The organism is Nocardia sp. NBC_01009 (assembly GCF_045208035.1).
GTDB lineage: Bacteria > Actinomycetota > Actinomycetes > Mycobacteriales > Mycobacteriaceae > Nocardia.
In genome coordinates, this window is the sequence record NZ_CP108695.1 from 6,486,923 (window position 1) to 6,506,897 (window position 19,975).

A 19,975-nucleotide genomic window follows, 5' to 3' on the forward strand; every position below is an offset into this window, starting at 1 on the left:
GACCTGCCGGGCATGGTGCCGATCACCCGAGACGGCCGCCGGAGCAAGAGTCCGCTACGCGCCGTGTGCGAATCCTCCTGACATAGCATCTTGTTCGGCCTGCGTCATCCACCGTTGATGGCGCATCGCCGGGTTCCTCACCTGTGCCGCAGTGTTGGTCTAATGCGGCGACGCCATCGCGGGGACAGGTGGGGGGTGGCGTGGCTCGGGATAACGCGGGTACGGGGTTTTGTACAGAAACGCCCGCCGCTTGGCTTCGAACCCGAGACTGTCGGCAAACAGGTTGCGCGCCATCTCGCCGAGTTCCTCGAACTCGTAGGCATCCAACGGCTTGTCGGCCAAATCGCGGGCCAGACGCCCGCGCGTGCGATTCATCGTCGACAGCCACCGCTCAGGCTGGACATACTCACTGGCCAGCGCAGTCAGCCAGTCGTCGAACCCGATGTCGGGGCCGACGTGATCGACGAACCCGATATCGAGAGCCTCGAGTGCATCGATCGGTTCGGCGGCCTCGAGTAGCCGGTGCGCGGTGTCGGCGCCGACGCGACGCGGCAGGGTGTAGGAATGCAACTCGGAGCCGCCCAAACCCATTGTGCGGTAATGCGCGTCGATGACCGAGTGGCCCGTGGCGACCACAACATCAGCAGACAGCGGCAGCATTGCTCCACCCGCCCCTGCCGACGTCATCGCCACCAGCGACAGCTGGCGGCAGAACAAGATTTCGCGGCACAGCGCGTTGATCGCGCGGATGGTCCGCCACGCCTGTTGCGCCGGTTCAGGCGAGATCTCGATCTCGCCCAAATGGAGTCCGTTGCTGAACATCGCGTGACCGCGCCCGCGCACCACCAGCACCTTGGTGTCTTGACGCGCTGCGGCTCGGATCACGAAAGTCAGCCGACGGCAGAGACTTTCGGTCATTGCGCCGTTGTACGAATCGAATTCCACCGCGCCGATTTCGCCGACCGGGCCGAAGCGCCGATAGGTGATGTCGGTGAACTGCCCGGCGTCGCCTGCCGCCACAGCAGTTGTGGTCGGGATCGTGCCGAGGACGATCCCGGCCCGTGCAAGCGCGGCGGTGGACGGGGCTTTGCACGACCAGCGATCACCGAGATCGATGCTCAGATGGCCTACCCAAATGCTGGTGCCCCCACCGCAGGCCACTTCGACCGCATGATGGCGACGACCGAGCAAGGTCCCCGGCGCCGCGTCGAGCCCACTGCGGCCGGGGTGTGCGTCGTAGAGACGCACGGGCCGCTGCGCCAGCGTCGAAACCACGCCCGGCGCACCGTCGGCGGCGTGGATGTGGCGCAGAATCTGCTCGGGATCGGACGCCCAATCGAAGGCCCGGTCGCTCTGGCGCATCAACCGCCGCGCCCTCGCATGCGATATCGGGCGATGGGCACTTTCCTGATCGAGTGGACGGAAATGTGGGTCGGCGGCCTTGTCGGCAACCTCCAAAATGCACTCGATGGCCGCATTCGCCACTTGCCCGTTGTACACGAGCGATTTACGGAGACGCGGCAGTGTGAAAATCCTTGTCGCCCAGATAGGTCCACTGTCGAACGTACCAACCGCGGAGAGTGCTGTTACTCCCCACAACGGCTCGTCCTCGCTGATAGCCCAGTCGAGACTGCTGCCTCCGCGATCACCCACCGGGCCTGGGTGGATAACAACGGTAGGCCATCGCGTATACACCGATTCCGGAATGCGGACAGTTAAGAATGGACAGATCACCACGTCGGAGTCGAATGTTTCGACGGCTTTTTCGATATCGCCGCTGGTGGTCACCACCGCTGTACGCACCATACGTCCGGATCGGCGCAACGCCAGCCGGGCGCGCCTGGTCAGGCCGTTGTCGGCACTGCTCACAAGGAGAACACGCTGCTGCACTCTCGACCCTCTCGCTACGCCCGCATCCGAACCAGCGGTGCCAGAATCCGAATCGAAACCACTTGTGTCGAACTATCGAGTTCACCACCCTCAGAGGTCGACGCACTTCCCCGATTCGTGTGCACACACATATTGTGCCTACAGAATGTGGAAAACCAGGCCATTGACGACCTACCAGTCAGACCGGCCACCGTAAATACCGAAGCGCCTTCTTCTGAGAAAGGAGAAATCTTCGGTGTCAACCCATCTCGCCGCAGCTGATGACGAGACTCGTCGAACTGGCGAGGGGTTGAGCGCGACCTCCGGACAGCCCCATCCGCCGGCGCGCACCGTGCGACACGGACCAGCGCCCGAGAACGAGAAGTCACACGCGGTAACGTATGACGCAATGAACCCGCAGATAGAGCGAAATCGCTCAGATCATGTGACTGAGGTAACCTGACGTCACATGAGTACCGATCTGTTGGGCAAGAGCGCACTGGTCACCGGGGCCAGCCGAGGTATCGGCAAGGCGGTGGCGGCCGAATTGCTGAGTCGCGGCGCAAACGTGCTGATCACCGCGCGCAAACCGGAGCCATTGGACGAGGCGGCCGTCGACCTGCGAGCGCTCGGCCATCAGGGTGAGGTGGTTGCGCTCGCGGGTAACTCCGGCGATGCGGAGAGCCGGGCAGCCGCGGTCGGACGGGCGGTCTCCGAGTTCGGCTCGCTGGACATCCTGATCAACAACACCGGCATCAACCCGGTCTACGGCTCGCTGATGGAGGCCGACCTCGATGCCGTCCGCAAGATCTTCGACGTCAATGTCGTCGCCGCACTCGGCTACATCCAGGAGGCGTACAAGGCCTGGATGCGCGACAACGGCGGCGCGGTCGTGAACGTCGCCAGTGTCGCGGGCATCCGCTCCTCGGGCGTGATCGCCGCCTACGGCGCGTCCAAGGCCGCCCTGATTCGCCTCACCGACGAACTGGCCTGGCAGCTCGGCCCGAAGATCCGGGTGAACGCGGTCGCCCCCGGCGTTATCAAGACGAAGTTCGCCGACGCCCTCTACTCGGCGGACGAGGAAGCGGCCGCATCGGTGTATCCGCTCAAGCGTCTCGGCGCGCCGGAGGACGTGGCGAAGCTGATCGGCTTCCTGGTCTCCGACGAGGCCGCCTGGATCACCGGTGAGACAGTCCGTGTCGACGGCGGCTTGCTCTCCACCGGCGGCATCTGACTCGTCCCGCTGAATTCGATGGCCGTTCGGTGCACACCGAGCGGCCATCGGCCATTCGGGTCGTCACACTCGTGCGGGCCTGCGGTGCTCGACCTGGCTGCGCACCGGCGGCGTGGAACCGCCTTCATCGAAACCGAAGCGGGCGTGCAGCTTCTCCAGCGGACCCGGCGCCCACCAGTTCCAGTCGCCGAGCACCTTCATCACCGCGGGCAACAGGAACCCGCGCACCAGGGTCGCATCGACGAGCACGGCCAATGGCAGACCGATACCGAAGGCCTTCATGAAGGTGATGTCGGAAGCGAGAAAGCCCAGGAATACCAGCGAGATCAGCACGGCCGCCGCCGTGACGATGCGGCCGATGCGTTCCAGCCCGAACGCCACCGCCGACTCGTTCTTGCCGGTGCGCTCGTACTCCTCGAGAATTCGGGACAGCAGGAACACTTGGTAGTCCATCGCCAGCCCGAAGGCGACGCCGAACAGCATCACCGGCACCGTCGGCGGTAGATCGCCGGTCACGGTGAAGCCGAGCAGCCCGGACAGGTGCCCGTCCTGGAAGATCCAGACCAGTGCGCCGAAGGTCGCGGTGAGGCTGAGCACGCTCAGCACGATGGCAACCAGTGGCAGTACCACGCTGCCGGTCAGCAGGAACAGCACGATCAGCATCACGATCACCACGAAGCCGAGCGCGGTCGGCAGCGTCGAGATCACCGAATCGATGGCGTCGGCATTGGCCGCGGCGATGCCGCCGACCAGCACGCGCGATGGCGCCGGTACCGCACGCACGTCGCCGGCCACCCGGTCCAGTGTGTCCGGATCGGTCGTATCAGGAAGCACCGCGAGGTATGCGGCGTCGGTGGCGCCGAAGCGCTTGTGCTGCTCGGTCGGCTGTGCGAGGAAGCCACCGTGCGAGTAGCTACCGGTGGCGGTGTCCACGCGCTGCACGTTTTCGACTTCCGAGAGCTTCCTCGCGTACGCGTCGAGTCCTTCTGCGCTGTCGGGCAATACAGCGACCAAGCTGTTGGCGTCGGTCGCGGTGAAATCGCGCTGGATGATCTCGGTGACCTGTCGATTGTTCATCGACTCCGGCAGCGCCCGCTCATCCGGGAAACCGAGTTTCACCCCGAGGAACGGCGTGCCGAGCAGTAACAGTAGCGCGGCGACCACCAGGCCGATGGGCACCGGACGACGCATCACGAAAGTCGCAAGGCGATGCCAGAAACCCTCGCCGGGCGCGGGCCGCGGCGCCCGCAGGAACCAGCCGAGCTGGCCGCTATCGATGCGGGTGCCGATCAACAACAGGATCATCGGCAGCACGGTCAGTGACACCGTTGCCGCGATCACCGCGACCGCAAGGCCTGCGTACCCCATCGAACGCACCGCGAGCAGCGGGAAGAACAGCAGCCCGGACAGTGCGACACCAACCGTGACGGCGGAGAAGGCAACTGTCCGACCTGCCGAACGCATGGTCGCGCGCACCGCCGCGGCCGGCTGCGCACCGATGGCGAGTTCGTCACGGAAGCGGTTGATGATCAGCAGGCTGTAGTCGATCGCCAAGCCGAATCCGAGCAGAGTCGCGACATTGGTCGCGGTCGCGGCCAGATCGGTGCACAGGGTGATCAACCACAGCGCGCCCATGGTGATCATGACGGTAACGAGGGCGACGACCAGCGGCAGACTGGCCGCAACCAGGCCGCCGAACACGAACAACAGCGCGAGCAGGGTGACCGGGAAGGCGATGGATTCGCCGAGCACGGCGTCCTGCTCGCTTTGTTGCACGGTCTCGTGCAACAGCATTGCGTAGCCACCGACCCGAACATCGAGCACGCCGTGCCTACCGCCGTACTTGTCGGCGAGACCGCCGACTTTTCTATCGACGTCCGCTTCGTCGCCGAGAATGCTGGCGACGATCAGCCCTTTGGCACCATCGGTGCTGGCGAGCGCGGGCGGCTTGCCGTCGGTCCAATACGACGCGACACTCGAGACATCGGACTCGTCCATCAGCCGCTGCGCCAACTCGGCTGCGGCGGTGGCCGATTCCGGGTCGTCGACCGACTTCCGGGTCTGCACCAGCAGCACGAAGTTCGGCGCTGCCTGGCCGAATTCTTCGCGCAAAATCTCGGTGGCGCGTGCGGATCCGGCGTTGGGGTCGGAGTATCCGCCGCCTTGCACCCGATCGAACAGCGTCGAGCTGAGCATGCCCATCGCCAGCGCAAACACCGCGAATACGGCCAGGACCTGCCGGCTGCGCCGCCTGGTCAGTTCGAACACTGCCTTACCCCTAACTCCTTGTGCCGCAGCGCGTCCTGCGCCGCGGCAACAGCTCGCCCGGCTTTCGCCACCAACCTGGCACTCCCGCATCGGGCAACAGCCCAGGGCGAACCAGCGCGCCGATCACCGTCGACCACCGCGACACCGGGCATCGGGAGCTGGCGTCGGCGCTCGGAGATCGTAACAACCGGACCGGCAAAACCGGTGAGCGAGAACACAATTCCCGCAACTGCCGAGCAAAGCGTGCGAGCATCACTTCGATACTCGCGGAAAGTAGCTACCACCTGGGGACTTCACTCGACGGAGTGCGGATGGAGACCGACGTGCCCACCGCCGTCCGGGACCCGGATATGAAATGGATCACCGTCCGGTCGGCGAATGGTCACCAGAGATCTTCGGTATCACACGCCCCCACTAAGCTCGGCCCGAACGAAAGGACGCGCGCGACCGATGCCCGGATTCGAATCCACCTCACCCTGGCAAGTACATCGCACGACAGGCGTGGCATGACCGCAGACATCATCGTGTGCGGCCTCGGCCCCGCAGGTCGCGCGTTGGTACATCGCAGTCTCGCCCATGGCCTTTCGGTCACCGCCATCGATCCGTTCCCCGACCGGCTCTGGTCGGCGACCTACGCCGCCTGGGAAGACGAGCTGCCCGCGTGGCTGGACCCGGCAGCTGTCGGCGCGACGGTCGATGAGCCGACCGCGTGGGGCACGCTGGGCCACCGCATAGCGCGACGCTATGCCGTTCTCGACACACCTCGACTACAGGAATCCCTCGAGTTGGCCGGTGCAGACGTAATCGCCGACCGGGTCGTCGGCCTCGAGCGTCACTCGGTGTCGCTGGCGTCGGGGACGGTGCTGAACGGCGCCCGTGTCATCGACGCCCGCGGCATCGCCCGCTCCGCCGCCTTGGCCGAACAGACCGCATACGGGGTGGTCGTCGCGGACGGCCGCGTCGACCCGCTGTTCATGGATTGGCGCCCGGACAACGGCGCACATCCGGAGGCGCCGCCGTCCTTCCTGTACGCGGTGCCCCTCGGCGGCGGTGCGATGCTGCTCGAGGAGACCTGCCTCGCCGGACGGCCTGCACTCGACGGCGCGGTATTGCGCGATCGCCTCGAGCACCGATTACGTTTCCGCGGTATCGAGCTCACCGGAAACGAACCGGTGGAGCGGGTGCGTTTCCCGATTGAGGGCGGTCGACCGGGGCCGCGAAGGTTCGGCGCCGCAGGCGGTTTCACCCATCCCGCCACCGGATACAGCGTCGCGGCCGCGCTCACCGCCGCCGACGCGGTAGCGGGAGGAGACTCGCCGTGGTCCGCCGCGGCACGGGCGGTCCACCTGCTGCGGGCGGCCGGTCTGCGTGCTCTGCTCGCCTTGCCGCCCGCCGAGATTCCGGTCTTCTTCGATGTCTTCTTCTCGCTGCCACCCGAGTTGCAGCGGGCGTATTTGTCCGGGCGAACCGATCTCGGCGGCACGCTCGGTGCCATGCGGACGCTGTTCGCCGGATTACCCCCCGGAATGCGGCGCCGAATCGCCGCGGCGACACTGCGGATTCCGGTTCGCTCGCGTATTCGAATTCGTTCCGCCATCATGGGAGCATGAGGGCGATCTGGAAGGGCTCGATCGCATTCGGGCTGGTAAACGTCCCGGTCAAGGTCTACACCGCCACCGAGGACCACGACATACGGTTTCATCAGGTGCACGCCAAGGACGGCGGGCGAATCAAATATGACCGGGTGTGCACGGTCTGCGGAAAGTCCGTGCAATACGCCGATATCGACAAAGCCTACGAATCGCCCGAGGGCGACAAGATCATTCTCACCGACGAGGACTTCGCAAAACTCCCTGCGGCCGAAAAACACGAGATCCCGGTCCTGCAATTCGTGCCGTCGGAGCAGATCGACCCGATCTTCTTCGACAAGAGCTACTACCTCGAGCCCGACTCGAATACGCCGAAGGCTTATGTACTGCTCGCGACAACGCTGGAGCGCATCGACCGCACCGCGCTCGTGCATTTCACGCTGCGGCAGAAGACCAGACTTGCGGCGTTGCGGGTGCGCGAGGGGATGCTGGTGCTGCAGACGCTGCTGTGGCCCGACGAGGTCCGAGCGGCCGAATTCGAGTCGCTCGACGGCGTCGCCGAGCCCAAACCACAAGAGATCAAGATGGCCGAGACGCTCGTCGAGTCCATGTCCGACGATTTCGATCCCGGCCAATACACCGACGAGTATCAGATCGAACTCCAGCGGGTGCTCGACGATGCCATCGCCAGCGGCACCGGCAAGGTGGCCGGCCGGCCCGAGCCGGCCCCCGCCGAGATGGATGCCGAGGTGGTCGACCTGGTCGCCGCATTGCAGCGCAGCCTGGAAGCCAGCGGCCGCCGCGCCGCGTCCGATGGCAGCAGCGAGAGCGCCGGCAAGAAGGCCGCCCCTGCGAAGAAGGCGGCAGCAAAGAAGGCCGCCGACAAACCGGCGAAGAAGCCCGCGAAGAAGGCAACTGCCCGCAAGGGGGCGTGAGTCGCTCGGACCGAGCGGACAGCCGCAACGGTCACCCTGTTCGTCCGGCCCAATCCCACCGAGCCCGAACCCGAGGATGTGCTGCCCGCGGTGGCACCCGGCACCAAGCGGGCCCTGATCCGTCGCAGCCGCCTCGCGGGTGAAGGTCGGGGCGCTCGCTGAACGCACCCGAGCCGGTCTGCTCAGAACATCCCGTGCGGGATCTCGGCGGCGTCGGGCACCGGCTGCACGACGTCCCAGTGCTCGACGATGCGTCCGTCTACCAGCCGCCAGACATCGACCACGGCGAGGCCGCGCTCGTCGCCGGGCGGAATCATGTGGTAGTGCACGACCGCGAAGTCGGCATCGGTAATCACGCGTTTGATCTCCAACCGCCCGGCGGCGACCGGAGAGTCCGCGATGAATTCGATGAAGGCATCGCGGCCAGAGGGATTGCCGGGACTGTGCTCGATGAAATTCTCGTGCAGCAGGTCGCGCAGGACCTCGATGTTGCCCTTCGCGAACTCGGCAAGGCCGTGCAGCACAAGTTGTTTGTTGTCGGCGGACAGGGTGTTCTGTGTCATGGCGGTAACCGTCGCAGCGGTGCGGTGCGCGTGTCGATTACCAGGGATGTAATGGCGGCCGGTCCGGTCGCGCGGTGATACTTGCCGCATGGATGAGGATCGCCGGGTCGGTGCCCTGCTGCGGGAGTGGCGCACCCGACGCAAGCTGAGTCAGCTCGAGCTGTCGATCCGGTCCGGGATCTCCGCCCGGCACATCAGTTTCGTCGAAACCGGACGCACGATCCCCAGCCACGCAATGATCGAGCGATTCACCGAGCATTTGAATATTCCACTACGCGAACGCAATAGGCTGCTGATTGCGGCCGGGCACGCGCCCACCTATCGGCAGCGTCCGCTGTATGATCCGGACCTCGCAGAGGCCGGGGCCGCGGTGCGGCGCGTCATGGCCGCGCAAGAGCCCTACCCGGCACTGGCTCTCGATCGCCACTGGAATCTTCTGTTCGCCAATACGGCCGCCGAGATCTTCTCTCACACTGTGCGTGGGGCGCTACTGGAGCCACCGATCAACATGATGCGACTCGGTTTGCACCCCGACGGATTCGCACCCCGGGTACGCAATCTCGCCCAGGTTCGCGGCTTCCTGCTGCCGCGTCTCGCGCGCCAGGCCGCACATACCGGCGATCCCGAACTCGCAGCGTTGCACGAGGAGTTGAGCCACTACGCCACCGACACCGATCCGGTGCGCATCGACCCGGCCGACGTCGCGCTGACCATCCAGCTGCGCCACCGCGGCATGGATCTCTCGCTGTTCAGCACCATCACGACCTTCGGCGCGGCCTTCGACGTCACGCTCGACGAGATCACGGTCGAGTCCTTCTTTCCCGCCGATGCCGCGACCGCGGACTATCTGCACGCGCTCGCACGCGATACCTCGGATCGTGCTGCCGCGCTGGCGGATCCGTCGGGCTCGAGCCGCTGATCAGATCGTCTCCGCCGCGCGAGCCCTGCCTTCCTCGAAGAACACGAGCAGGTCCGCCTCGGCGTTCACTTCCTCGCGCGGGAGCAGCGCACCGAACGGCGCGTTCCAGAATGCGCCGCTGCGCGGCGTCCACGGCCCGACGTAGGCGTAGGGACCGGGATGGGCGTCGTCGCCGGGCGACACACCGTAGTTGACCTCGTTCAGAGTGCTGGACAGATCGAAATGCTCCGGCCACAGCACCGCGGTGGCGTCGGGCGCCAAGCAGCGCAGCGCGGAATTTCCGAGGGCGAACCAGTCGGCGATCACCGCGGCCGCCGTCGCGTCGACCATGATCGGGTCATCGGGGTCGACGCCGGTGGTGTCTTTGTACACGCCCTCGGGCGCCTCCGGTTGAAAGCCCGCTTTCGCGGCGACCTCGCGATATGTGCTGTCCAGCGGGATGCGACCCGCGGTGGTGACCAGCTCGGTGCCCACCACCGAGACCGGCCATCGCACACCGCCGAAACCGCCGAGCACCGACCGCAAACGAATGGTTCCGAACATCCGATATTGCGGGCCCGCGATCAACAACTCCCCCGCGGCATGCAACGCCAGCCGGGTCTCCCGGTACTTTGCCTCGTCCACCCAACGAATCATTGCCGGTCAGCAGATCGCCCGCAGGTGTTTCGGCACCGAAACGTCCGAGCGCCGACTACGTAACTGTTCAGCGGTGTGCCAACCGGCCGAATACGGCGCTCGCACCGGCGAACCCGATCACGGCGAGACCGACACACCAGAACACGGCGACCGCGGCATCGTGCCCGGTGTCGGTGGCATCGAGCAGCCCGCGCACCGTGTCCACGACGGGCGTGGCCGGTTGATACTCGGCGAACCCGCGCAGCCACCCGGGCATGGTGGAGGTCTGCACAAAAGCGCTGCTGATGTAGGGGATGAACATGATCGCGTAGGTGAGCCCACCGGCGGCCTCGGGGTTCTTCGCGACCAGTCCCAGCGCGACCGCGATCCACGAGATCGCCAGGACGAACAACGTGATCAGCGCGAACGCCGACAACCAGCCGACGACGCCGGTGTGGGGTCGGTACCCGAGAACGAGCGCAACGGCGAGCGCGATCGCGATGGCAGCCAGATTGCGGACGACGCCTTCGGCGACGTGTCCGGCCAGCACGGCCTGCTTGAACATCGGCAGGGTACGGAACCGATCGATGCTGCCCCTCGTCATATCGGTCGACACGCTGGTGGCGGTGATCGACGAGCCGAAACCCGTGCACAGCAACATGATTCCTGGCACCACGTAGTCCAGGTAAGGCCCGCCGACGTCGATCGCCCCACCGAATACGTAGGTGAACAGCATCATGACCAGGACCGGCATGAGCAGCGAGATGATCAAGGTGTCGCGGCTGCGCAGGGTATGCCGCGCGCAGCGCCGGAACATGACGGCCGTGTCGGTGACAACGTGCGCTATCACCGGGCGGCGGCCTCGACGATGTCGGCAGTGCGGGCGCTGGCGTCGTCGGTACTCAGCGTCTTAGCGAATTCCATTGCGCGAGTTCTACATTCTTTGTCGAGTATGGATGTGATGCCATGCTCCAGGCGAGCCGTGGTGAGCTTCGTGAACTTCAGGTGCGCGCCGACGCCGAGTCGCTCGACCTGCCCGCCCCACATGGGCTGCTCGAACGACACCGAGCACACCAACGTCGGCAGTCCGGCGCGCAAGCTCTCGAACAGCGTCCCGATACCGCCGTGATGCACGGCGGCGGCGCAATGCGGAAAGACGATGTCGTACGCGAACGGCCCGACAACCTTCACATTCGAACCGGCTTGCGCGGCAGCGACATCCAGATCGCTCCAGCCCGCGCTCACCAGCGCGCGCACACCCAGCCGAGCCGACACCTCGGTAGCCATGGCCAATACGGCTGCGGTGTCCCGGATCGGCATGCTGCCGAAGCCGAAGAACACCGGCGGGTCCCCCTCCTCGATCCAGGACAGAATGCCGGCGTGGTCTCCGTCGAGGTCGCCGACCGCCGCACGGGCGGCATGGTCGAGGGTCAGGAAACCGGTGAACGGCCTACGCGCGTCCCATTGTTCGGGCAGCCCGGGAACCAGCGCTCGATCGTAGATCTGCACTTCCGGAACGTGCCTGCGGGCCAGCACCGCGGCGGTGCTCGCCATCGACTTCGGCAGGCCCAGTGTCGCCCGCAGATCGTTGAGGTAGCGCATGAACACCACGCGGCGCAGATTCTCCGCAAACGCCCAGGTCGCGCGGTTGACCGGCGCGGGAGGACGCCACTGCGGCGGTAGCGCGCCGGGAAATGGATAGGCGCCATTGGCACGGCAGGGGAAATAGTGCAGGCTGACCAGCGGCACGCCCATTGCTTCGGCAACTGAACTCGCCCGGTCCTCGGTGACGGTGCTGGCGACGATCAGTTCGGCGCCCGCGCACACGTCGATGACCTCACGATTCATCTGCTCGGCGTAGCCGGCCATCTGTCGCGCGACCAGTTGCATCAGGCGCAGGGTGTTGCCCGCTGCCAACGCCTGCTGCCCGGCGTCGGAGCTATAGAGCTGCTGCACATCCGGCCCGCACGAGCGCGCGGCGAGTCCCGTGCCGGTGACGAAATCGACCAGGTTGGGTGGCGCGCCGAGCAGCACGTCGTGTCCGCGGCGCTGCAACTCGAGTCCCAGTGCCACGACCGGCTGTACGTCACCTCGGGTTCCGGTGAGTGGAATCGCTATTCTCACGGCGCTTCTTTCGATGCTGTTGTGGTCCCGTCGGCACTGTGCTCCTATCGAGGTTCGCCGGGTAGTCGACAGAATTGTGGGCTCTCGGCGAACGTCGCGCGTCGGTACAGTGCCCATTGTGCACATCGCTATGTTCATGGATTACCACCCGGCCACGCTCGGTGGTGTCCAGACTGCGGTCGGCTCGCTGTGTCGCGGGCTCGAGCGCGCGGGCCATCACGTGACCCTCTTCGTCGCGCCGCTGTCGGGTAAAATCACCGATTCCCAGCCCAACGTGGTCGAGCTCGATGCGGTCGCCGGGCTCGAGGTGAACGGCTTCCCAGTGGTGCTGCCGACCAAGCGCAATGCCGAGTTGATCGACGCCGCTTTCGCCGCACACGGCCCGATCGACGTCGTACACACGCACACCACCTATGGTGTCGCCATTTCCGGGATGAAAGCGGCACGGCGACACCGACTTCCGCTGGTGCACACCGCCCAGAGCCGGGACGACGCCTTCATCGAACACACCTCGCCCGCGCCCTATGCGACAGCATTGGCGATGCGCGCGTTGCACGGCCGGTTCGTGCCGCATCGCCATCACATGCCGCACCGGTCCGAGAGCCGCGCCGCGCGCCATGCCTGGTGGACGATCGTCGGCCAGGCTCAGGCCGCCGACCGGGTGATCGCGCCGACGCAGCATTTCGCCGACCTGATGGTCGCGCACGGGCTGACCCGCCCGATTCAGGTGGTGTCCAACGGCGTCGACGATGCCCTGCTGGAAAACCACAGCAGCGTGGTTTCTGGACAGTCGGTCGACGGGCCGCTGCGGCTGGTGTGGAGTGGCCGGCTTTCCACCGAGAAGCGCCTGCTCCACGCGATCGACGCGGTACGGCGCACCGACAACTGCACCCTCGATATCTATGGCGAAGGTGATTTGCGCGACGCCGCGGCCGCGGCGATCGCCGAGCACCGGCTCGACGATCGAATCCGATTGCACGGCAGAGTCACTCAGGCCGAATCTCTCGACGCCATGTCCGGTGGCGATGCGCTGCTTTTCCCCTCCTACGGCTTCGACACACAGGGCATGGTCCTGCTCGAGGCCGTGGCGGTGGGGCTTCCGATCATCTACTGCGATCCCGATCTCGACGAGTCGGTGCCGACCGGTGGCGGTGTCCGCACGGCGGATGCTTCGGCCGAGGGGATCGCCGCGACCATTGCCGAGCTGGCTGCCGATCGCGATGCGCTCACCGAAATGTGCACTGTGCTCGGCAAATACAGCGACTCGGTGCTGCAGTCACAGCACACGGGCGCCGTGCTGAACATCTATCGACAGGCCGGCGAGACGTCCGCACTCAGCCCCGAACCGGTGATGCCGCACTCTCTTTCGGAAGTGCCCACTGCGCCGGGGCACCTGCCGCTGGTAGGTCACAGTCTGCGGGCGCTGCGCGACGCCCCGGCGTTTGTGACGTCGCTGTCCGACCTCGGGCCGGTCGTGCGGATATTTTTCGGCAAGCAGACCGGATACCTCCTCACCACCCCGGATCTGGTTCGCGAGGCAGGCATCGGCGACGCGGAGCTCAATCGTGAAGACCTGCGTGAGGCAATCGAGGACATTGCAGGCGGATCGGTCAACGTCCTGCGCGGCGACGAACACAAGCTGCGGCGCAGGATGATCGCGCCCGCATTGCGCCAGAGCCGCCTCGCCGAGTACACGAGGTCGGCGGCCGATATCGCCGAAAGCTGGTCGGCGGGACTGCCATCGGGTGCACGCGTGAATCTGATGGACGAGGCCCACGGCCTGATTCTCGACACGGTTTCCTCGACGCTGTTCACCGCCGAGTTCAGCGACGACGCGAGACGCGAGATTCGGGACAATGTGCCGTGGCTGCTCGGCCAGGTCATCCTGCGGACCGCATTGCCGCCGCAGGTGCGCCGGCTGCGCGTGATCGCGAACTGGCGGTGGCGCACGAAGGCGCGCCACCTGCGTGGCGCCATCGGGGAGGTGGTGTCGGAATATCGCCGCCGCGACGAGGATTTCAACGACGTGGTCTCCGCGCTCATCCGGCACACCGACAGCGAGACCGGAGCAACGCTGTCCGACGAGCACATCATCGATGAAGCGATCCTGATGCTGGCAGGTGGCGTCGGGTCGATGGCCTCACTGACCGGTTGGCTGTGGCACGAGGTCATGCGCCGGCCACACATCGCTGAACAACTCTATGCCGAACTCGATGCCGTCGTCGGAACCGGCCCCGTTCGACCGGAGCATCTCGCCGCGCTCCCCTATCTGAAACAGGTTGTGGCGGAGACACTTCGATTCTGGGGCCCGTGGATCAGCGCGGGCACCGCCGATGGCGACGTCACCATCGGCGGGCTCACCATCCCGCACGGCGCGGCAATCATGTTCAGCCCCTACATGGTTCAGCACGACAAGCGCTATTACGCCAACCCGGAGGCTTTCGACCCGGCGCGCTGGTCACCGGAGCGCGCCGACGCCATCGACAAGAAGGCCAACTTGTCCTTCGGCGTCGGCCGCCGCCGCTGCCTCGGCGACCACTTCGCCCTGCTCGAGATCACCTTGGCCTCGGCAGCGCTGCTCGCACGCTGGCGGCCGACGCCCGCTCCGAACTACGTCGTGCGGGCCTCCAACCGAGACTTCGTCCTCTCACCCTCGGCGCTACCGGTCACGCTGAACCCGCGGTAGCCGGCGGGAAGCACAACGTGTTCGAATGCAGGCAACCTAGGGCATGCCCAACTCCCGCAGTTCCGAGCAGACCGCGAGGAAGCGTTCGTTCTCGGCCGTCGAACCGATGGTCACGCGCAAGTGGTGCTGAGTACCAACCTCTCGGATCAGCACCCCGCGGTCGAGGTAGTTCTGCCACGCCTTGGACGGATCGGCAAACCTGCCGAAGAGTAGGAAATTCGCTTCACTGTCGTGGACTTCGAATCCCAGGGTGCGCAGCGCGGCACATAGTCGGCCGCGCTCCGCGATCGTGGTTGCGACACGAGCGAGGATGGTGTCGGAATGGCGCAATACCGCTCGTGCAGCGGCCTGGGTGATCGCCGAGAGGTGGTACGGCAATCGAACCAGCGATGTCGTCTCGACCACTGCGGGCGCGGCAATGAGATATCCGAGCCGACCGCCGGCGAAACCGAACGCCTTGCTCAATGTCCTGGTCACCACCAGCTTCGTGGGGAATCGCTCGATGAGCCTGATCGCACTCGGTGTGGCGGAGAATTCGCCGTACGCCTCGTCCACCACAACGATTCCGGGTGCGGCGTTCAGGATTCGTTCCAGCTCGTCGATTTCGGTGCTGTGGCCGCTGGGACTGTGCGGATTGGTCACGAACACGAGATCGGGCCGATGGTCGGTGATCGCGGCCACGATGTCGTCGACATCGAGGGCGAAGTCGGGCACGCTGGGAACTGAAATCCACTCGGTGTCAAAACATTCGGCGAGGATGCGATACATCGAATACGCCGGCGTGCAGCCGAGCGCACACCGACCTGCGCCGCCGAACAATGCCATGAGCTGCTGCAGAATCTCGCTGGAGCCGTTGGCCACCCAGACATTGGCAGGGGCCATCGCGCATCCGATACTCCTGGTCAGGTAGTCGGCCAGCTCGGTGCGCAGTGCGAGTGCATGCGGGTCGGGGTAGCGGTGTGATGTGGTGGCCGCGATCCGCACCGCCTCCGCGATGTCGGATACCAACTCCGGCGACGGCGGATACGGCATCTCGTTCGTATTCAGCCGCACCGGAACAACCGGTTGCGGTGCGGCATAGGACGTCAGGCGACGCAGGCTCGCACGCAGCGGTAGCTCGGCGGGTAGCGCCCCGGCTCCGAGCGGCGTCACGGTAGAGCCCTCAGCAGGCTCTCGGTCACCAACCGTTATCAGTGTCATGCAAAGACCCTTCGAAACAAACCATGCGTCACGTTACGCACATCACATGATCGCCGAAGCGTTGCTGCCCGCCTCACCGATGATGGGAACCGATGCGACAGCGGGCCGCCGTGACGACGGCCGTGGAAACGATCAGCGCCGCCGGAACCCTGGTCGAGGCCGAAGGAAAGGGCACCGGCGGGTCCGCAAAGCCCCCGAGACCGACAGCAGCCAGCGGCTGATTTGCTGCCACCACACACAATCGAGACCGCGCTTGCTGGCACTGCGGCCAGCATCGACACGCTCCGGTATAATCGAACACACGTTCGAGCCGAAGGGAGTCGGGGATGCGGGCGCTTCGCCCAGCCGAGGTCGCCGGGCTGCTGGCCAACGACATCGTCGCGCATCTGGCCACGGTCGATGCGTCGGGATATCCGCACGTCACACCGATCTGGTTCCTCTGGGATGACGGTGCGTTCCGTCTGACCAGCTATGCGGGGCGGCCACATCTGCGCAGGATCCGTTCGAACCCGCGCGTCGGCCTGGTCATCGATCGGGAAGCCGGGTTGCGGGCCGATGGTCAACGCCCCAATCGGCAAGTCCGCGTCCTCGGTGACGCCGAACTGGCCACCGACCGGGACGGCATCTGGACCGCGCGCATCCGTGAGAAGTACCTCGACAGTGCGAGCGCTTCCGGGATGGCCGAACGAGACCTCGCCTGCGACCGGATACTGATCACGGTCAGACCGAACCTGTTCATCGCTGTCGCAAGCACCTGACGATCCGCAAACCGCGCGTGGGCGACACCGCACGCCAGGGGACACCGCCGGAAAGGAAGTGTTGCGATGCCCACCATCGTTCCCCGGCGGTCCGAGGGGATCCCCTGCCCCGCACCGCAGTTCCCGGACTCCGTTAAAGTTCGCTCAGTCACTGTCCGCAACGTTCTGGAGTCCCGAGTGAGCGACGACCTTGCGATCGAGCTGCGCGACGATCGTGTGGCAGTGGTGGAATTCTCGCGGCCACCCTACAACTACTTCGACACCGCGCTGATCCGGTCCCTGGCCGATGCGTATGCGGCGCTGGACGCAGACCCCGACTGCCGAGCAATTGTCTTGTGCTCCACCGGAAAACACTTCTGCGCGGGAGCCGACTTCGCCGGGCCGGGGATCGGCGATCCACGCGAGCTGTATGCGGAGGCCGCGCGGCTGTTCGAGGTCGGCACCCCGACCGTAGCGACCGTGCACGGCGCGGCGATCGGAGGCGGGCTCGGACTGGCGCTGTCGGCCGACTTCCGGGTCGCCACCCGCGAGACGCGATTCATCGCCAACTTCGCCAGGCTCGGCATCCACCACGGGTTCGGACTTACTGTCACGCTGCCCGCGGTCATCGGCGCACAGAAGTCTCTCGACCTGCTGACCACCGGTCGGGCCGTCGACGGGGCCGAAGCCGAAACCATCGGCCTGTGCGATCGACTGACCACCGCGAGCACACTCCGCGACGAGTCCATCGCACTGGCCGCGCAGCTCGCGGCCAACGCGCCGCTCGCAGTGCGCTCGATCCGCACCACATTGCGCGGTGATCTGGCCGAAAAGGTCCGTGCCGCAACCGATCACGAGGCCGAACAGCAGGCGGAACTGATGCACAGCGCCGACTTCGCGGAAGGCGTCCGCGCGGTCGGCGAACGCCGCGCACCGAAGTTCACCGCCTCCTGAGGACTGAGCGTCGTCACATTCGGCGAATTCACGCTGGAGGTGGCTGCCGAGGTGTTGTCGAGTTCAGGTGGAAGTCAGCTGTGCTGGTTCTGCAATTCCCCTACCAATCCGAAACGTTCGGCGAATTCCGACATCTTGTCCAGCTGTTGACCGGGATCGCCCGGCTGGAGTCCGACGACGATTCGGGTCACGCCGCGCGCGGCCGAAGCCTCGACCTGTTCGGCGGTCATGTCGACAGTCCCCCAACGGGTGTACTCGAGCGCCGCGGGATCGCGGCCTGCCTCCACAGCCGACGCCTTGGCCAGATCCCACTGAATGTCACGCTCGGACTCGGGCAGCATCCCACCGGCGAAATAGCCGTCGCCGCGGCGACCGGTCCGCCGCGCTGCCGCTCGACTGCTGCCACCGATATGGATCGGAAGCTCGCTCGCCCCTTGCGGCTTCGGGAAGCTGCACAGATTGTCGAAGTCGAAGAACTCACCGTGATAGCCGACCCCCTCCGGCCCGCCCGACCACAGCAGGCGCAGGACGTCGATCGCTTCGTCGGCGCGTCTGCCCCGGGTGGCGAAGTCCACGCCCGTCGCTTGTGCCTCGCCCGGCAGGAAACCGAGCCCCACGGTGAGCAGCCGCATACGCCCGCCGGACAGTACATCGATCGTCGCGAGCCGCTTGGCCAGAATCACCGGATGCCGGTACGGCAGCAGCAGTACACCGGTACCCAGCAGAATCCGCCGGGTAGACGCGGCGACGAAGCTCAGACTGTCGAGCGGGTCGAAATACGGGAGCGTCGAAGGCAGCTCATTTCCCCCGTATATCGCACCGGGATACAGCGCGATGTGATCCGGCAGATACAGGCCCTCGAAACCACTGTCCTCGGCATGCACGGCAAACGCGGTGAGTCGGTCGGGGTCGGTGCCGTTGAACGGCGTGCTGTAGCTGATCGCGAACTTCATGGGCATTCCTCGGATGATCGATGCGGACGAAGCGCGGCCCTTTCGTGCGGCCGGCGACCGCAACGCTAAACGTTGCCGCCGAGGTCAAGGCAACCTCGGACGAGCAGGCCAGACGTTTGTCGCCCGCATCGAACGGATCCTTTCGCCTCCGGATGCGGGCCCGTGCATCCGGAGCGATATGGCGCCGTGCGGCTTTACGCGATCGTGACCCCAATGACCGAACGCGGCATGCATCCGGCGACAAGCTGGATGTATGCCGCTCGGCCAGGAAAGGACACGCCCATGATGGAGTTCGATGTTCCCGTCATCGACATCTCGTCCTACGTCGACCGGGCAAGCGATGCCGACCGGGCCGCGGTCGCTCGCCAGATGGATGCGGCCGCGGGCACGGTCGGGTTCATGCAGATTCGCGGGCACGGCATTGCGCGGTCGGTCCTCGACGACTTCGCCGCCGCGCTCGACGACTTCTTCGCCCTCGATCCGGCGACCAAACAGCGGTACCGGACCGCCGTCGAATTCAACCGCGGTTACACGCCGCCGAAAAGCGAGAACCTGAGCTCGAGTCTCGGGGTGGCCTCGGCGACGCGGATGAACGATTACTTCGAAGCGTTCAACGTCGGCACCACCACGGCCGACTACCCGGACCTGGACCTGCCCGCGGCGGCAGGCTATGCCGACAACGTCTGGCCCGCCGAGCTGTCCACATTCCGACAGCGGGTCCAGGCGTATTTCGCCGAGGCCGCGCGCGTCGTGCGTACTCTCACCACCATCTTCGCCGACGCCCTCGACCTGCCCGCCGGATATTTCGACCACTTCACCGATCACTCGCTGGACGTGCTGCGGATGAACAACTACGCCCTGCCTCCGGGCACCGTCGATCTCGACGGCGAACTCAAGGGCATGGGCGAGCACACCGACTACGGCATCGTCACCGTGCTGTGGGCCGACCAGGTCCCGGGCCTACAGGTACTCGGTGCGGACAGACGCTGGCACGACGTGCAGCCCGCCGACGACGCACTGCTGGTCAACCTCGGCGACTTGATGACGCGCTGGACCAACGAACGGTGGCTGTCCACTCTGCACCGGGTGGTGCCGCCGATCGTCGACGGCACCATCGAAAGCCGCCGAAGCGCCGCGTTCTTCCACGACGGCAATTTCGACGCGATGATCGAAACGCTGCCTTCGTGCATCGGTGCGGGCAGCAAGTACGCGCCGATCACGGTCTCCGAGCACGTCCAGGCGAAGCTGGCCGGTTCGCGTGCGCTGCAACCGAATACGAACGCACAGCGCGAGGCTGCCCGAGTGCTGTCGGCGATGGACAGATGACAC

The 19,975-nt window shown here is 65.9% G+C and carries 16 protein-coding genes; 8 read left to right on the forward strand and 8 right to left on the reverse strand.

Annotated features, from left to right (window positions below; genetic code table 11):
- Positions 1-159: 159 nt before the first annotated feature.
- On the reverse strand, positions 160-1,869 hold the full coding sequence (locus OHA42_RS29025) for an enoyl-CoA hydratase-related protein (protein ID WP_406230966.1): 1,710 nt from the start codon (positions 1,867-1,869) through the stop codon (positions 160-162).
- A gap of 469 nt (positions 1,870-2,338) precedes the next feature.
- Between OHA42_RS29025 and OHA42_RS29030 the strand changes: the two genes are divergently transcribed.
- A complete protein-coding gene (locus OHA42_RS29030; protein WP_406230967.1) occupies positions 2,339-3,103 on the forward strand; it encodes an SDR family oxidoreductase in 765 nt (254 codons plus the stop codon).
- Between the two features lie 63 nt (positions 3,104-3,166).
- Here the strand turns inward: OHA42_RS29030 and OHA42_RS29035 are convergent, their stop codons facing one another.
- On the reverse strand, positions 3,167-5,371 hold the full coding sequence (locus tag OHA42_RS29035; RefSeq protein ID WP_406230968.1) for an MMPL family transporter: 2,205 nt from the start codon (positions 5,369-5,371) through the stop codon (positions 3,167-3,169).
- Positions 5,372-5,877: 506 nt separating this feature from the next.
- On the opposite strand from OHA42_RS29035, the gene OHA42_RS29040 reads away from it, so the two are divergent.
- Both OHA42_RS29040 and OHA42_RS29045 read left to right on the forward strand, forming a co-directional pair.
- The gene (locus OHA42_RS29040; RefSeq protein ID WP_406230969.1) at positions 5,878-6,981 is read left to right on the forward strand and encodes a lycopene cyclase family protein; all 1,104 of its coding nucleotides are present in this window, start codon (positions 5,878-5,880) and stop codon (positions 6,979-6,981) included.
- A complete protein-coding gene (locus tag OHA42_RS29045; protein ID WP_406230970.1) occupies positions 6,978-7,895 on the forward strand; it encodes a Ku protein in 918 nt (305 codons plus the stop codon). The genes OHA42_RS29040 and OHA42_RS29045 overlap by 4 nt, the downstream gene beginning before the upstream one ends.
- 182 nt (positions 7,896-8,077) lie before the next feature.
- Here OHA42_RS29045 and OHA42_RS29050 read toward each other — a convergent pair whose 3' ends face one another.
- Complete coding sequence (locus OHA42_RS29050; RefSeq protein ID WP_406230971.1) at positions 8,078-8,458, reverse strand: nuclear transport factor 2 family protein; 381 nt, start codon at positions 8,456-8,458, stop codon at positions 8,078-8,080.
- An 88-nt stretch (positions 8,459-8,546) separates the two neighbouring features.
- On the opposite strand from OHA42_RS29050, the gene OHA42_RS29055 reads away from it, so the two are divergent.
- A complete protein-coding gene (locus OHA42_RS29055; protein ID WP_406230972.1) occupies positions 8,547-9,377 on the forward strand; it encodes a helix-turn-helix domain-containing protein in 831 nt (276 codons plus the stop codon).
- On the opposite strand, the gene OHA42_RS29060 is transcribed toward OHA42_RS29055, so the two are convergent.
- From OHA42_RS29060 to OHA42_RS29070, 3 genes are all read right to left on the reverse strand, one after another.
- The gene (locus tag OHA42_RS29060; RefSeq protein ID WP_406230973.1) at positions 9,378-10,001 is read right to left on the reverse strand and encodes a hypothetical protein; all 624 of its coding nucleotides are present in this window, start codon (positions 9,999-10,001) and stop codon (positions 9,378-9,380) included.
- Between the two features lie 79 nt (positions 10,002-10,080).
- The gene (locus OHA42_RS29065) at positions 10,081-10,842 is read right to left on the reverse strand and encodes an ABC transporter permease (RefSeq protein ID WP_406230974.1); all 762 of its coding nucleotides are present in this window, start codon (positions 10,840-10,842) and stop codon (positions 10,081-10,083) included.
- A complete protein-coding gene (locus tag OHA42_RS29070) occupies positions 10,839-12,065 on the reverse strand; it encodes a glycosyltransferase (protein WP_406230975.1) in 1,227 nt (408 codons plus the stop codon). Before OHA42_RS29070 ends, OHA42_RS29065 begins: the two co-directional genes overlap by 4 nt.
- A 169-nt stretch (positions 12,066-12,234) precedes the next feature.
- On the opposite strand from OHA42_RS29070, the gene OHA42_RS29075 reads away from it, so the two are divergent.
- Complete coding sequence (locus OHA42_RS29075; RefSeq protein WP_406230976.1) at positions 12,235-14,802, forward strand: cytochrome P450; 2,568 nt, start codon at positions 12,235-12,237, stop codon at positions 14,800-14,802.
- 36 nt (positions 14,803-14,838) lie between these two features.
- Here OHA42_RS29075 and OHA42_RS29080 read toward each other — a convergent pair whose 3' ends face one another.
- A complete protein-coding gene (locus OHA42_RS29080) occupies positions 14,839-16,002 on the reverse strand; it encodes a histidinol-phosphate transaminase (protein WP_406230977.1) in 1,164 nt (387 codons plus the stop codon).
- A gap of 326 nt (positions 16,003-16,328) precedes the next feature.
- Between OHA42_RS29080 and OHA42_RS29085 the strand changes: the two genes are divergently transcribed.
- Together OHA42_RS29085 and OHA42_RS29090 are read left to right on the forward strand one after the other, a co-directional pair.
- Positions 16,329-16,760, forward strand: coding sequence for a pyridoxamine 5'-phosphate oxidase family protein (locus OHA42_RS29085; RefSeq protein WP_406230978.1), 432 nt, complete (start codon positions 16,329-16,331; stop codon positions 16,758-16,760).
- A gap of 177 nt (positions 16,761-16,937) precedes the next feature.
- Positions 16,938-17,693, forward strand: a complete 756-nt coding sequence (locus tag OHA42_RS29090; RefSeq protein ID WP_406230979.1) for an enoyl-CoA hydratase/isomerase family protein — start codon at positions 16,938-16,940, stop codon at positions 17,691-17,693.
- A gap of 74 nt (positions 17,694-17,767) precedes the next feature.
- Here the strand turns inward: OHA42_RS29090 and OHA42_RS29095 are convergent, their stop codons facing one another.
- Positions 17,768-18,646 carry an LLM class F420-dependent oxidoreductase gene (locus OHA42_RS29095; protein ID WP_406230980.1) on the reverse strand — a complete coding sequence of 293 codons (879 nt, stop codon included), beginning with the start codon at positions 18,644-18,646 and terminating at the stop codon, positions 17,768-17,770.
- A gap of 285 nt (positions 18,647-18,931) precedes the next feature.
- On the opposite strand from OHA42_RS29095, the gene OHA42_RS29100 reads away from it, so the two are divergent.
- Positions 18,932-19,972: an isopenicillin N synthase family dioxygenase gene (locus OHA42_RS29100; protein WP_406239664.1), complete on the forward strand. Its 1,041-nt coding sequence runs from the start codon at positions 18,932-18,934 to the stop codon at positions 19,970-19,972.
- The last annotated feature ends 3 nt before the right edge of the window (positions 19,973-19,975 follow it).